At 65.7% G+C, this 13,389-nt stretch carries 15 protein-coding genes; 7 read left to right on the top strand and 8 right to left on the bottom strand.

Annotated elements, in window-relative coordinates:
* Positions 1-18 precede the first annotated feature (18 nt).
* The 3 genes from AC1DS0_RS14515 to AC1DS0_RS14505 all read left to right on the top strand — a co-directional run bounded on the left by AC1DS0_RS14515 (position 19) and on the right by AC1DS0_RS14505 (position 2,478).
* Positions 19-372 carry a DUF6867 family protein gene (locus tag AC1DS0_RS14515; protein WP_476815007.1) on the top strand — a complete coding sequence of 118 codons (354 nt, stop codon included), beginning with the start codon at positions 19-21 and terminating at the stop codon, positions 370-372.
* 147 nt (positions 373-519) lie between these two features.
* Positions 520-1,635: a branched-chain amino acid ABC transporter substrate-binding protein gene (locus AC1DS0_RS14510; protein WP_152012737.1), complete on the top strand. Its 1,116-nt coding sequence runs from the start codon at positions 520-522 to the stop codon at positions 1,633-1,635.
* A 192-nt stretch (positions 1,636-1,827) separates the two neighbouring features.
* Positions 1,828-2,478, top strand: a complete 651-nt coding sequence (locus AC1DS0_RS14505; RefSeq protein ID WP_476815006.1) for a glutathione S-transferase family protein — start codon at positions 1,828-1,830, stop codon at positions 2,476-2,478.
* A gap of 51 nt (positions 2,479-2,529) precedes the next feature.
* Here AC1DS0_RS14505 and AC1DS0_RS14500 read toward each other — a convergent pair whose 3' ends face one another.
* The 3 genes from AC1DS0_RS14500 to purB all read right to left on the bottom strand — a co-directional run bounded on the left by AC1DS0_RS14500 (position 2,530) and on the right by purB (position 5,253).
* Positions 2,530-3,168: a LysE family translocator gene (locus tag AC1DS0_RS14500; RefSeq protein ID WP_476815005.1), complete on the bottom strand. Its 639-nt coding sequence runs from the start codon at positions 3,166-3,168 to the stop codon at positions 2,530-2,532.
* Positions 3,169-3,341: 173 nt separating this feature from the next.
* Positions 3,342-3,902: an RBBP9/YdeN family alpha/beta hydrolase gene (locus AC1DS0_RS14495; protein ID WP_476815004.1), complete on the bottom strand. Its 561-nt coding sequence runs from the start codon at positions 3,900-3,902 to the stop codon at positions 3,342-3,344.
* A gap of 43 nt (positions 3,903-3,945) precedes the next feature.
* Positions 3,946-5,253 carry an adenylosuccinate lyase gene (gene purB, locus AC1DS0_RS14490; protein ID WP_476815003.1) on the bottom strand — a complete coding sequence of 436 codons (1,308 nt, stop codon included), beginning with the start codon at positions 5,251-5,253 and terminating at the stop codon, positions 3,946-3,948.
* Positions 5,254-5,620: 367 nt separating this feature from the next.
* Between purB and AC1DS0_RS14485 the strand changes: the two genes are divergently transcribed.
* Positions 5,621-5,971, top strand: coding sequence for a DUF1428 domain-containing protein (locus tag AC1DS0_RS14485; RefSeq protein ID WP_476815002.1), 351 nt, complete (start codon positions 5,621-5,623; stop codon positions 5,969-5,971).
* A gap of 5 nt (positions 5,972-5,976) precedes the next feature.
* Here the strand turns inward: AC1DS0_RS14485 and rpe are convergent, their stop codons facing one another.
* From rpe to AC1DS0_RS14460, 5 genes are all read right to left on the bottom strand, one after another.
* Positions 5,977-6,657, bottom strand: a complete 681-nt coding sequence (rpe, locus tag AC1DS0_RS14480) for a ribulose-phosphate 3-epimerase (protein WP_476815001.1) — start codon at positions 6,655-6,657, stop codon at positions 5,977-5,979.
* Positions 6,658-6,709: 52 nt separating this feature from the next.
* Complete coding sequence (locus AC1DS0_RS14475) at positions 6,710-7,387, bottom strand: glutathione S-transferase family protein (protein ID WP_476815000.1); 678 nt, start codon at positions 7,385-7,387, stop codon at positions 6,710-6,712.
* Positions 7,388-7,507: 120 nt separating this feature from the next.
* On the bottom strand, positions 7,508-8,179 hold the full coding sequence (locus tag AC1DS0_RS14470; protein ID WP_476814999.1) for a glutathione S-transferase family protein: 672 nt from the start codon (positions 8,177-8,179) through the stop codon (positions 7,508-7,510).
* A 67-nt stretch (positions 8,180-8,246) separates the two neighbouring features.
* Positions 8,247-9,245, bottom strand: a complete 999-nt coding sequence (locus tag AC1DS0_RS14465; RefSeq protein WP_476814998.1) for a hypothetical protein — start codon at positions 9,243-9,245, stop codon at positions 8,247-8,249.
* A 104-nt stretch (positions 9,246-9,349) separates the two neighbouring features.
* Positions 9,350-9,793: an Lrp/AsnC family transcriptional regulator gene (locus AC1DS0_RS14460; protein WP_476814997.1), complete on the bottom strand. Its 444-nt coding sequence runs from the start codon at positions 9,791-9,793 to the stop codon at positions 9,350-9,352.
* 139 nt (positions 9,794-9,932) lie between these two features.
* Here AC1DS0_RS14460 and AC1DS0_RS14455 point away from each other — a divergent pair, with 139 nt between their 5' ends.
* The 3 genes from AC1DS0_RS14455 to AC1DS0_RS14445 all read left to right on the top strand — a co-directional run bounded on the left by AC1DS0_RS14455 (position 9,933) and on the right by AC1DS0_RS14445 (position 13,387).
* Positions 9,933-10,985, top strand: a complete 1,053-nt coding sequence (locus AC1DS0_RS14455; protein WP_476814996.1) for an ornithine cyclodeaminase — start codon at positions 9,933-9,935, stop codon at positions 10,983-10,985.
* 18 nt (positions 10,986-11,003) lie between these two features.
* Complete coding sequence (gene ctlX / locus AC1DS0_RS14450; protein ID WP_476814995.1) at positions 11,004-11,951, top strand: citrulline utilization hydrolase CtlX; 948 nt, start codon at positions 11,004-11,006, stop codon at positions 11,949-11,951.
* 188 nt (positions 11,952-12,139) lie between these two features.
* Positions 12,140-13,387, top strand: coding sequence for an NAD(P)/FAD-dependent oxidoreductase (locus AC1DS0_RS14445; protein WP_476814994.1), 1,248 nt, complete (start codon positions 12,140-12,142; stop codon positions 13,385-13,387).
* The last annotated feature ends 2 nt before the right edge of the window (positions 13,388-13,389 follow it).

Below are 13,389 nucleotides of genomic sequence, written 5' to 3'. Positions count from 1 at the left end.
CTTGAACGGAGCACGATGATGCAGGGCATTCTCTATGAGGAGCCGACCATCTGGCTCTTCCTGCTTGTGACGGTAGTGATGGGCGGCTGGGCCGCCTGGATGGCCGGCCGGGCGGTGGCGATCACCTGGCGCCCGCCACTCCAGCTCGTCTTCTACACACTGATCCTCGGGCTGGTGATCCGGTTCATCCATTTCGCGCTGTTCGAGGCGACGCTGCTGACGCCGCATTACTACATCGTCGACACGCTGGTGCTGTTCGCCTTCAGCTTCGCCGGCTGGCGTTACAACCGGGCGCGCCAGATGACCACGCAATATCGCTGGCTCTACGAGCGCACCGGACCCTTCAGCTGGAGGGCTCGCGAGAGCTCCTGACGCCGCCGAAAACACCACCAAAGTTCACCGGGCTTGCCGCGTGACAGCACCTCGAAAAAGCGCAAGACTGCGCATTCCGGTGGCACCACGCGCCGAGACGGGACGGCCAAGCCGACCCGTAATATACTCACAGGGGAGTCACAACGCATGAAGAAGCTGCTCTTGGGCGGTATTGCCCTTGGCGCGGTCCTCGCCTTTTCCGGCGTAGCGAACGCACAGATCAAGCTCGGCGTCGGCGGCCCGATCACGGGGCCGAATGCGGCCTTCGGCGCGCAGCTGAAGAACGGGGCCGAACAGGCTGCCGAAGACATCAACGCTGCCGGCGGCATCCTCGGCCAGAAGATCCAGGTCGTGGTCGGCGACGACGTCTCGGATCCGAAGCAGGGCGTCTCCGTCGCCAACAAGTTCGTCGGTGACGGCGTCAAGATGGTGCTCGGCCACTTCAACTCCGGCGTCACCATGCCGGCGTCGGAAGTCTACGCCGAGAACGGCATCCTGATGATCAGCCCGTCGGCGACCAACCCGAAGATCACCGAGCGCGGCCTGTGGAACGTGTTCCGCACCTGCGGCCGTGACGATCAGCAGGGTTCGGTGGCGGCGGAATACATCGCCAAGAACCTCAAGGGCAAGAAGATCGCCGTCGTCCACGACAAGACGACCTATGGCCAGGGCCTCGCCGACGAGACGCGCAAGGGTCTGACCAAGGCCGGCATCAAGGACGTGCTCTATGAAGGCGTCAACGCCGGCGAGAAGGATTTCTCGGCGTTGATCTCGAAGCTGAAGTCGACGGGCGCCGACTACCTCTACTGGGGTGGCCTGCACACCGAAGGCGGCCTGATCGTGCGCCAGATGCGCGACCAGGGCCTGAAGACCGTGCTGATCTCGGGCGACGGCATCACCACCGACGAGTTCGCCACGATCGGCGGCCCGGGCGTCGAAGGCACGCTGATGACCTTCCCGCCGGATCCGCAGAAGCGTCCTGAGGCGGCTGCCGTCCTGAAGAAGTTCGAGGCCCGCAAGTTCAAGCCGGAAGCCTACACCCTGTACAGCTACGCCGCTGTCCAGGTCATGGCCGAAGGTGCCAAGCGTGCGAACTCGCTCGATCCGAAGAAGATCGCTGCGGCGCTGCACGGCGCTGCCCCGGTCGATACCGTGATCGGCAAGCTCGGCTTCGACAAGAAGGGCGACATCACCCGCCCGGACTACACCGTCTACACCTGGAAGAAGGGTGCCGACGGCAAGATCGGCTACGTCGAGAACTGATCGTCGCTGATCGCCGCAAGGCATGAGACGAGCCCGCTCCGGAGCGATCCGGAGCGGGTTTTTCTTTGAGGCTGCCCTGCATAGGATCACGGGGCCACGAGGCGGAAAAAGAACGCTGGGATTGTCGGGAGCGGCGATGGCTTTTCGTCCTCTGGATGCGAAGCCCGCCAAGCAGTCCCCGGGAGCCTGCCGATGACCGTCACCATCACCGCCTTTGAGCGCTCGCCCGATCGGGGCAATGGCCTGGCGCGCGATATGCGCGTGCGTTGGGCGCTTGAAGAGGCCGGCCAGCCCTACGCGGTTCGCCTGCTGTCGTTCAAGGCGATGAAGGAGCCCGCGCATCTCGCGATTCAGCCCTTCGGGCAGATCCCGACCTATGAGGATGGCGATCTCACCCTGTTCGAGTCGGGGGCGATCGTCTTCCATATCGCGGAGCGCCATCCCGGCCTGCTGCCGGACGAGGCGAAGGCCCGGGCGCGGGCGATCATGTGGATGTTCGCGGCGCTCAACACGCTGGAGCCACAGATTTTCGACCGAAGCCTGGTCAGGATCCTCGAGCGCGACAAGCCATGGTACGAGGAGCGCCTGAGCGCCCTCGACGACATCATACGCAAGCGGCTCGAAGGCCTCTCCAGCCACCTCGGCGATGCCGACTGGCTCGACGGCGCATTCAGCGCCGGCGACCTCCTGATGGTGACGGTGCTGCGGCGGCTGCAGGGTTCGGACTTGCTGGAGGAGCGGCCGAACCTCGCCGCCTATGTCACCCGCGCCGAGGCGCGCCCAGCCTACCAGCGCGCGTTCGAGGCTCAGCGAGCGGTCTTCACGGCCTCATCATCCGGCTGACAAGGAGCGGGGAGGCGCGGCAGAGGCTCGCGACTGCCGCGCTTCCCAAAGTCAAACGGATGAGCGCACGCTATCCGTCATCAGCTTGAGGCCAAGGGCTCCGACCACTGCTCCGGCCGCGCGGTCGATCCAGACCTTCGAGCGCAGATAGGCCGCTTTCGGGGCCCGGGCCGAAAACCCGACGGCGACGACCGTGTACCAGGTGAATTCGATGAGGAAGAGCATCGGCGGCAAGGTGAAATACATCCATGACGGCGTGGGCGAGGGCAGCAGCGCGGCGAACATGGAGGCGTAGAAGATCGCCGTCTTCGGATTGGAGAGCTGGACGAAGAGCGCCTTCAGCAGCGACTTCCAGAGCGTGCCCGATCTCTCGCCCGCTGTGTCGGCGACCTCGAGCGGTTCGGGCGCGGCGCGCCAGATATTGATGCCGAGCCAGACCAGATAGGCGCCGCCGGCCAGCCTGAGCGCCAGGTTGAGCCACTCGACCTGCAACAGGATCGCGCTGAGGCCGGCGACTGCAATCGTCGCGAAGATGAAGCCGCCAATACCCATGCCGATCGCCGCCATCACGCCATCGGCGCGGGATCCGGAGATGGCGATGCGCGAGACCACGACGAAGCTCGGGCCGGGGCTGATCGCGCCAAGCAGGAAAACACCGAGGATCGAGACCAGAACGGCAAGTTCATGCATGGCTATTCCTCGCTAGCTTCACTTTGCCGGTCTGTGTCGGCGGATGACCAATCTAGCGGCGACGATTGTCAGTCGGCGTCTGGAACGGATCGAACCCCGCCATTTTGATGCAACTTCGGAACGCTGCGGGTTCTTGCTTCAGCTCGCAAAGTGCGGGGCGGCGCCCGCATTGCTCACACCGCCGTCAGGCTCTTCATGAAGCCGGCGAAGCGCAGCAGGCCGTCAGGCCAGGGGCCATGGCCGGATTCGGTGTTGATATGGCCGCTGTCGCCGGCATCGACGAACTCCGAGCCCCAGGCTTCGGCCAACGCCCTGGCCTCGTCCTGCGTGCAATAGGGATCGGTCGCGCTGGCGATCAGCACCGAGCGGAAGGGCAGGAGCTTCAGCGGGATCGCGGTGAAATCGTCGGCCATGCCGGGGATGGCGCGCTTGGCCCGCTCGGAGGCCGGGGCGACCAGAAAGGCGCCGGTGATCTCATGCGGCTTCAGATGCCCGGCAGCATGCGCGACCGCGCTGCAGCCGGCCGAATGGGCGACGATGACGACCGGCTTCGTCGCGGCGCGGACGGCAGCGACGATGCGATCGGCCCAGCCGTCGCGGGTCGGCTTGTACCAGTCCTCCTGCTCGACGCGGCGAGCGGTGGGCAGCTTGGCTTCCCAGCGGCTCTGCCAATGGTCGGGCCCGGAGCCCGACCAGCCGGGAACGATCAGGATGTCGGTGTCGGAGGTTTTCATAGCCGCTAGATAGCGTTCGGTTCCGTGAAATCCAGCAGGCGCCTCACGCTTCCCCGAACACCCGGCGGAAGATCGTGTCGACATGCTTGAAGTGATAGCCCTCGTCGAACATCGCCTCCAGCTGCGCCACCGAGAGCTTCGCCGTGACGTCCTTGTCGGCCTTGAGGTTGGTGAGGAAGTCCTCGCCGTGCTCCCAGGTGCGCATCGCATTGCGCTGGACCATGGAGTAGCTGTCCTCACGGCTGGCGCCGGCCTGAGTCAAAGCGAGCAGGACGCGCTGCGAATTGTGCAGGCCGCCGAGCTTGTCGAGGTTCTTGCGCATGTTCTGCGGATAGATCAGCAGCTTGTCGACGACGCCGGTGAGGCGGGCGAGCGCGAAATCGAGCGTCACCGTCGCGTCGGGGCCGATCATGCGCTCGACCGACGAGTGCGAAATGTCGCGCTCATGCCAGAGCGCGACGTTCTCGAGCGCAGGGGTGACCATGCCGCGCACCAGCCGGGCGAGGCCGGTCAGGTTCTCGGTCAGCACCGGATTGCGCTTGTGCGGCATCGCCGAGGAGCCCTTCTGGCCCGGCGAGAAATACTCCTCGGCCTCATAGACCTCGGTGCGCTGGAGATGGCGGATCTCGGTGGCGAGGCGCTCGACCGACGAGGCGACGACGCCGAGCGTGGCGAAGAACATGGCGTGACGGTCGCGCGGAATGACCTGGGTCGAGACCGGCTCGGGAGTCAGCCCCATCTTCTCCGCGACGTATTCCTCCACCTGCGGGTCGATATTGGCGAAGGTGCCGACGGCGCCGGAGATGGCGCAGGTCGCGATCTCGGCGCGAGCGGCAATGAGCCGGGCGCGGCAGCGGTCGAACTCGGCATAGGCCTGGGCGAGCTTCAGGCCGAAGGTCACCGGTTCGGCATGGATGCCGTGCGAGCGGCCGATGGTCGGGGTCAGCTTGTGCTCGAAGGCCCGGCGCTTAATGGCGGCGAGCAGGGCGTCGACATCGGCGATCAGGATGTCGGTGGCGCGCGCCAACTGGACCGAGAGCGTAGTGTCGAGCACATCCGAGGAGGTCATGCCCTGGTGGACGAAGCGCGCCTCGGGGCCGACGATCTCGGCGAGATGGGTCAGGAAGGCGATGACGTCATGCTTGGTGACACGCTCGATCTCGTCGATGCGGGCGACATCGAAGGTGGCGTCCTGGGCCTTAGCCCAGATCGTCGCCGCCGCTTCCTTCGGCACGACTCCGAGCTCGGCGAGCTTGTCGGTGGCGTGCGCCTCGATCTCGAACCAGATGCGGAAGCGCGTCTGCGGCTCCCATATCGCGACCATCTCGGGGCGGGAATAACGAGGGATCATAGCGGGCTCGCGACGTGACGATGAAAGACTCGCCGGCTCGCTAGCACGGACAGGCCGCTGACGGAATGCCGGGTAGTGCCCTTCCCCCCGCTTGCGGTGGGAAGGGCTAGGGATGGGGGGCCGGAAAGCGGGGCTAGGGACTTCTTCCAGTCCGACGCTAAGCGGCACTGCCCCCCACCCAACCCTCCCCACCGCAAGCGGGGGGAGGGCTTGAACCCGCCGTGGGCGGCGCAGCATGCATTTGAACACTCACCGAACCGAGCAACTGCTGACAGCTTCGGACCCATATCCTGCCTAGCGTCCGCGCCGGCTGGGCGGGATGCTCCGTAGCTTTGGAGCGCCGACAGACCCAAGGAGGAAAAGACCGATGTCCTATGTCGATGGTTTCGTCGCGGCCGTGCCGGCCGCCAATCGCGAGGCTTATATCGAGCACGCCCGCAAGATGGCGCCGCTATTCAAGGAATATGGTGCGACGCGGATCGCCGAGCACTGGGGCGACGACGTCCCGCATGGCAAGCAGACTGATTTCTACCGGGCCGTCGCGGCCAAGGACGACGAGGTCGTCGTCTTTTCCTGGGTCGAATGGCCGAACAAGGAGGCGCGTGATGCCGGCTGGCAGAAGATGATGGAGGATCCGCGCATGGCGCCGGATGCCAACCCGATGCCGTTCGACGGCGCCCGCATGATCTATGGCGGCTTTGCCGGGATCGATCTTTAGAGCTCTCAGACCCAGTCGCCGCGCGCCGCCTCCGCCGCCTTGCGGATGGCGGCGATGTTGTCGGCATAGGCTGACGGCCCGCCCTTGAACACGGCCGAGCCGGCGACGAGCGTGTCGGCGCCGGCCTTGACGCAGAGCGGCGCCGTCTGCGGCGTGACGCCGCCGTCGATCTCGAGCGCGATCGGGCGCTCGCCGATCAAGGCGCGCACCTGCGCGATCTTCTCGACCACCGAATGGATGAAGCTCTGGCCGCCGAAGCCAGGGTTGACCGTCATCAGCAGGATCAGGTCGACATCGCCGATCAGCGGCTCGGCCGCGCTTGCCGGCGTGCCGGGGTTGAGCACGATTCCGGCCTTCTTGCCCTGCGTCTTGATCGCCTGCAGCGTCCGGTGCGGATGGGCGCCGGCCTCGACATGGAAGGAGATCAGGTCGGCGCCGGCCTTGGCGAAGGCCTCGATGTAGGGATCGACCGGCGCGATCATCAGGTGGACATCGAAGAACTTCGTCGTATGCGGCCGGATCGCCTTCAGCACATCGGGGCCGAAGGTGATGTTGGGCACGAAATGCCCGTCCATCACGTCGCAATGGATCCAGTCGGCGCCGGCCTCATCGATGGCGCGGACCTCTTCGCCGAGCTTGGCGAAATCGGCGGAGAGGATGGATGGGGCGATGCGGATCGTGCTCATGCGGCGTGGTCTAGCGCCGCTCTGCTCCTCTCGCAATCGCGAAGGCCTGCTTTCACGCCCGCTTCAACGGGAATGACAGGCGCCGGTCGGCCTCGGCGATCTCGACGGCGGCCTGGGTGAAGGCCGGCCGCAGCTTCAGCCGCTCGAACCAGCGCGACAGGCCGTCGAATGGGGCGAGCGATGGACCGCCGAGGCGAAGCGAGAACAGTACGCTCATGAACAGGGCGATATCGGCGACCGAGACGGCGTCGCCGAAGAACTCACGGCCGGCGAGCCGATCTTCAAGCTCGGCATAGTGCTTCTCCAGCGCATTCTCGGCGATCAGCGCGTCGGCTTCCTGAGCGAGGCGCCTGGTCTGGTCGCTGCTCGGCGGGCTGGTGCGGTGCATCAGCGGCTTCAGCGCCTGCAGCATGATCTCGTCGGCATACAGCTCGTCGAGCCGGCAGCGGGCGCGGGCGCCGGGGCAGAGCGGCAAGAGCGGCGGCTCACGATAGGCGTCTTCGAGATATTCGAGGATTATCGTGGAATCGTAGAGCACGATCCCGTCATCGTTCAGCACTGGGACCTGCCGCTTGGGGTTGAGGGCAACGACTTCGGGATGCTTGGGGTCGTAGCCGGTCGTCTGGTTGAACGGCACCATGATGCGCTCGAAGGCGAGACCTTTCTCGCGCAGTGCGATCTCGACCTTGCGCGAGAACAGGCTGAGCGGCCCCGAATAGAGCGTGATCATAACAGGAACTCCGGTTTTGCTTGCCGGAACTCTGACAAAGCTTGCAGTCAGCTCGCGTCAGCAGGGATTTCTTCGAGACGGCGACGCCGGCCTATGCGCCTTGGCCATCGCCCCTCGGAGTCAGAGGCGCTGGAGCGGCAGCGAGAGCTTGCGGTCCCAATCGGCGATCTCGGCCAGTTGTGTCGCGAAGACGGGACGCGCGCCGACTCGCTCGTACCAGGCGGCGAGTGCCGGAAGAGCAGCGAATGACGGACCTTCCAGCCGGCGGACATAGTGAACCATCAGGAACATCCCGATGTCGGCGACAGAGAAGGCGCCGCAGAGATAGGGGTTCTGGCCGAGCGCCGCTTCGATCTCGACGAAGTAGCGCGCCAGCAGGGCTTCGGCTGCCCTGGCCTCGCCCTCCGCCCGCTCCAGCTCCGCCTGCGGCAGGCGTTCGCCGTTGCGGTGGAAGAGCTGGCGCAGCGCGCCGAACAGCACCTCGTCCGCGAAAAGCTCGTGCTGGCGGCAGCGCGCCCGCTCGATCGGCGTCGCGGGGTAGAGCGGCGGCTGCGGATAGGCCTCGTCGAGATATTCGAGGATCAGAGTGGAATCGTAGAGGCTCAGCTCGCCATCGATCAGGACGGGCACCTGCGCCTTCGGGTTGGCGGCGAGCACGTCGGGGTGCTTCGGATTATAGCCGACCATCTGGTTGAACGGCACCACGACACGCTCGAAGGCTAGCCCCTTTTCGGCAAGTGCGATCTCGACCTTGCGGCCGAACAGGCTGAGTGGTCCGGAATAGAGTTTCATCGGCATGGTTCCCCCCGCTCCAAGCCGTCAAAGCGGCTGGTTAAGAGCAGCCTGGGAGCCGGTCTGGTCAGTTCGCGTCAGCAGAGGCTTCCTTGCGCCTGATCCGCGCTGCGACACCGCGCAGCAGCCAGGGCAGCAGATAGATCGGGAACTGGGCCAGCGCGAAATAGAGATAGGTGGTCGGCGGTACGCCCGCGCCGAGCGCTGCAACCAGCAGGCCCATGTTCCGCTGGCCGGTGCCGTAGCCGATCATGAAGCGCTCGGAGACGGGGAAGCGGCGCAGGGCCAGCCAGGCGCTGGCGAGGCCGACCGCCGAAACCAGGAAGGCGACGGCCAGGAAGAGGCCGACCTGACCCGGCCGCTCCAGCGCCGCCCTGGTGACGCCGTCCATCGCCGCGATGGCGAAGACGAAATACATCAGCACGCCGAAGCCATCGAGATTGGGCTTGAGCTCCCGGATGCGCTCGGCCCCGAGCCAACGCCTTATGGCAAAAGCGACGACCATGCCGCCGCCGATGAACATGACGAGCCGCAAGGCCAGCGCCAGCCGGTCGAGCGGGACGGCGGCCCCCGCCAGCCAGTCCACCAGGAATGGCGCAATGATCGGGCTCACGATCGTGGTGACGATCACCCCGGCGATGATCAGCGAGGGCTCGAAGCCGTAGAGGATGGCGACGGCGGGTGAGGACATGATCGGCGGCGCTGCGCCCATGATCGCGATGCCGAGCAGCAGGCCAGGATCGAGCGCCTCGCGCCCGAGCAGAGCGAGGGCCGCGGCGATGAGCAGCGCCGGCGTGAAGAGCAGCCAGAGGCAGGTCACGATCAGCTTCGCCGGCCGGCGCACCAGCCCGGCGATGACGCGCAGGTCGGCGCGCATGAACACGACGGTGGTGAAGCAGAAGATCGTGATCGGCAGGAGCGGGCGCGCCGCCGCCGAGAACTGCGGTAGGGCCAGGCCGAGGAATATCGAGAGCGCGAAGCCCTGCGTGCCGTAGCGGCCGAGCAGAGCGAGAGCGGAGGCGAGGGCGGCGAACATCGAGACCGGAATAGCGAAGCGGGGCGTCACACTGGCCGATCCGGAGGGCGGCGTCATCTGGTGCCGGCGCAGGGCGGCCCGCCGTCATTGCGTGGCTGGTCCGCGAACCGGCGCCCACTTCGCTCGAAAATGCTCTAGGCGCTGCTCAGTAGCAGGCTGGTTTCGCTGTTCGCGACACCGTCGATCATCCGCACCTCGCGCAGGATGCGGTCGAATTCGGCGAGGCTGCCGGTGCGGATGTTGGCGACCAGGTCCCAATTGCCGTTGGTGGTGTGCAGCGTGTGGACCTCCGGCAGCCCGCGCAGCTTGCGGATGACTTGAGTGGTCGACTTGCCGACGACCTCGATCATCATCACCGCATGCACCGCATTCGTGTCGTAGTCGTCGCGGACGCGGGCGGTGAAGCCGAGCAGCGTTCCGGTCTCGATCAGCCGGTCCAGTCTGTTCTGGACGGTGCCGCGGGCGACCCCCAGTACGATCGCAAGCTTGGAGAGCGAGGCCCGGCCATCGGCCCGCAGCTGCGTGATCAGCGCACGGTCGAGTGTGTCGGGGACATATTTGGCGATTTCGGCGACCATCGAAGCTCCTGACCGAATGGGCAATCTGTATAAGCAACCTGTTCAATCAACTGCCCGAAATACCACAGTTCTGGTATTTCGGACAGCATGCCGCCGGCTGTAGAGTCACCTCTCAACAGCACGGGACCTGGCGCCACCCATGACCGCATTACCTCCCTCCGCGAAGGCGATGGTGCCTTTCGTCAGCGTCGACAACATGATGCGCCTCGTCCATCGGGTCGGCATCGAGACGATGCTGCGCGAGCTCACTGATCGCATCGAGGAGGATTTCCGGCGCTGGGAGAGCTTCGACAAGACGCCGCGCATTGCCAGCCATTCCCGCGACGGCGTGATCGAATTGATGCCGACCTCGGATGGTACGATCTACGGCTGCAAATACGTCAACGGCCATCCGAAGAACGTCGCCTCCGGCCTGCAGACCGTCACCGCCTTCGGGCTGCTCGCCGAGGTCGCCAGCGGCTATCCCGTCCTGCTCACCGAGATGACGCTGCTGACCGCGCTGCGTACTGCCGCGACCTCGGCCATGGCAGCGCGACATCTGGCGCCGAAGGGCGCCCGCACCATGGCGATGGTCGGCAATGGCGCGCAGGCCGAGTTCCAGGCGCTGGCGATGAAGGCGGTCATCGGCATCGAGTCGGTCAGGCTCTACGACATCGATCCTGCCGCCACCGAAAAGACGCGGCGCAATCTGCAGGGGAGTGGGCTCTCGGTCACCGCCTGCAGCACGGCGCAGGCCGCAGTCGAGGGAGCCGAGATCATCACCACCTGCACTGCCGACAAGCAGTTCGCGACGATCCTGACCGACAACATGGTCGGGCGCGGCGTTCACCTCAACGCCATCGGTGGTGATTGCCCCGGCAAGACCGAGTTGCACCGCGACATCCTGCTGCGCGCCGACACCTTCGTCGAATACCCGCCGCAGACCTGGATCGAGGGCGAGATCCAGCAGATGGACACGGACTACCCGATCACCGAGCTCTGGCGCGTCATCACGGGGCAGGTTCCGGGCCGGCGTGATTCCAGGCAGATCACGCTGTTCGACAGCGTCGGCTTCGCGATCGAGGATTTCTCGGCGCTGCGCTATCTGCGCGAGCGCATCGCAGGCACGGACCTCTACCAGAACCTCGACATGATCGCCGATCCCGATGAGCCGCGCGACCTCTTCGGCATGCTGCAGCGCGCTGCTGATTGACCCTTCAAGGATAGTTCGATGGCACGCCAGCCAGCCTTCTCCGTACAGGCGCCTTCCGCCGTTGTCATGGTCCGGCCGCATCATTTCACGGTCAACACCGAGACCGCGGCCGACAATCATTTCCAGCGTCTGCAGGAGGAGGGGGACGATCTCGCTGAGCTCGCTTTCCAGGAGATCACGGAGGCGGCCGCGCTGCTGGAGGAGCATGGCGTCACCGTGCATCTGTTCGAGGACGAGGGCACGCTGACGCCGGATTCCGTCTTCCCGAACAACTGGTTCTCCACCCATGCCGGCGGCCATGTCGCCATCTATCCGATGAAGGCGGTGAGCCGGCGTCGCGAGCGCCGCAGCGACGTCATCGAGATGCTGAAGCGCCGCTACCGGGTGCAGGAGGTGATCGACTATTCCGGCCTCGAACCGGACGGTCTCTTCCTCGAAGGCACCGGCGCCATGGTGCTCGATCATATCGACCGGATCGCCTATGCGGCCAAATCCGAACGTACGGATCCGATCATCCTGGAGCGCTTCTGCACCCAGTTCAATTTCGAGCCGATGGTGTTCTCGGCGAAGGATGGCAACGGCGCCGACATCTACCACACCAATGTGCTGATGTGCGTCGCGACCGATTTTGCCATGATCGGCCTCGACATGATCACCGACGCGGTGCGGCGCAGCGAGATCGTCGATCGTTTCGAGCGCGCCGGCCGCCAGGTGATCGCGCTCAGCAATGCGCAGATCGAGGCATTCGCCGGCAATGCGATCGAGCTCCAGGGCCGGAACGGGCGCGTCCTGGCCTTGTCGACGACGGCCTTCTCCGCCCTGACGCCCGAACAGCTTGCCATCATCGGCGAGAGTGCGCGGCCGCTGCCGCTCGCGATCCCGACGATCGAGCGGGCAGGTGGCTCGACCCGCTGCACCATCGCCGGAGTGCATCTGAGCCCGCGTTCTTTCCCTTCATCTGAATGACGGGTGCGAGCCTACGCAGAAAATTGCGCAGGATCAGCTTGGATGCCAAGCAGGGTCGCTGTACTGCAACAAGTGCAGCAGAAGCTGCGAAACTTTGCCGGTTTATCCGCAACATTCAACGAAATGGCTGACAGCGCTGCAGCTGGCGTTATTCTTGCTGGCGGGGAAGGCTGGCGGAGACAGGGCTGATGCGCACGGATGCGATCGTTGTTGGGGCGGGCATCGTCGGGATTTCTGTGGCGCTGCATCTGCAGAAGGCAGGTCGCTCGGTGCTGCTGGTCGATCGCGGCCAGCCTGGGGCTGAGACCAGCTATGGCAATGCCGGGCTGATCCAGCGCGAGGGCGTCTATCCCTATGGCTTCCCGCACGATTTCGGCGCGCTCATCCGCTATGCGATGAACAACACCATCGATGCGCACTACCATTGGAACGCGATCCCCAAGCTCGCGCCCTTCCTCTGGTCGTACTGGATGCATTCGCGCGCCTCGCAGCACGAGGCGATCGCCCACAAGTATGCGACCTTGATCGAGCATTGCGTCACCGAGCACGACGCGCTGGCGCAGGAAGCGGGCGCGACCGACCTGCTCCGCCGCAAGGGCTGGATGAAGGTGTTCCGGACGCCCTTCGAACAGGAGACCCGCCTGGCCGAGGCGGCGCGCTGGAAGCGCGATTACGGCCTGAACCATCGTGCGCTCGACGCGGCCGAGCTGCGCGCCGAGGAGCCGCATCTCGACCAGAGCCTGATCGGCGGCCTGCATTGGACTGATCCGGTGACGGTGATCGATCCGCTCGGCCTGTCCAAGGCCTATCTGGCGCTGTTCGAAAAGCTCGGTGGACGTTTCGCCCAGGGCGATGCCGGCACGCTCACGCAGGACGGCGATCGCTGGAGCGTGACGCTGGCTGATGGTACCAAGGCGCTCGGCATGGACGCGATCGTCGCGCTCGGCCCCTGGGCCGACGTGCTGACGAACCGGCTCGGCTACCGCCTGCCGCTGGCGGTCAAGCGCGGCTATCACATGCATTACAAGCCGCTCGGCAACGCCGTGCTGAATCATCCGGTGCTCGACACCGAGCGCGGCTATTTCCTGGCGCCGATGCGCCAGGGCGTGCGCCTCACCACGGGAGCCGAATTCGCCAATCGCGGCGCGCCGAAGACGCCGGTGCAGCTCGCCCGCGCCGAGCCGATCGCCAAGACCCTGTTCCCGCTGGGCGAGCGGCTCGACGCCGAGCCCTGGCTCGGCAACCGGCCGTGCACGCCGGACATGATGCCGATCATCGGCCCGGCGCCGAAGCATCGGAACCTGTGGTTCTCCTTCGGCCACGCCCATCATGGGCTGACGCTGGCTGCGGTGACCGGACGCATGGTCGCCGAGATGGTCAGCGGCCAGAAGGTCTTCGTCGATCCGACGCCATTCGCGCCGGCGCGCTTCGGCTAAGG

The sequence above is a fragment of the Allobosea sp. P4_H5 genome, from assembly GCF_056400825.1.
Note: the sequence above shows the minus strand (reverse complement) of the source record. Positions and strands in the feature narration are given on the sequence as shown.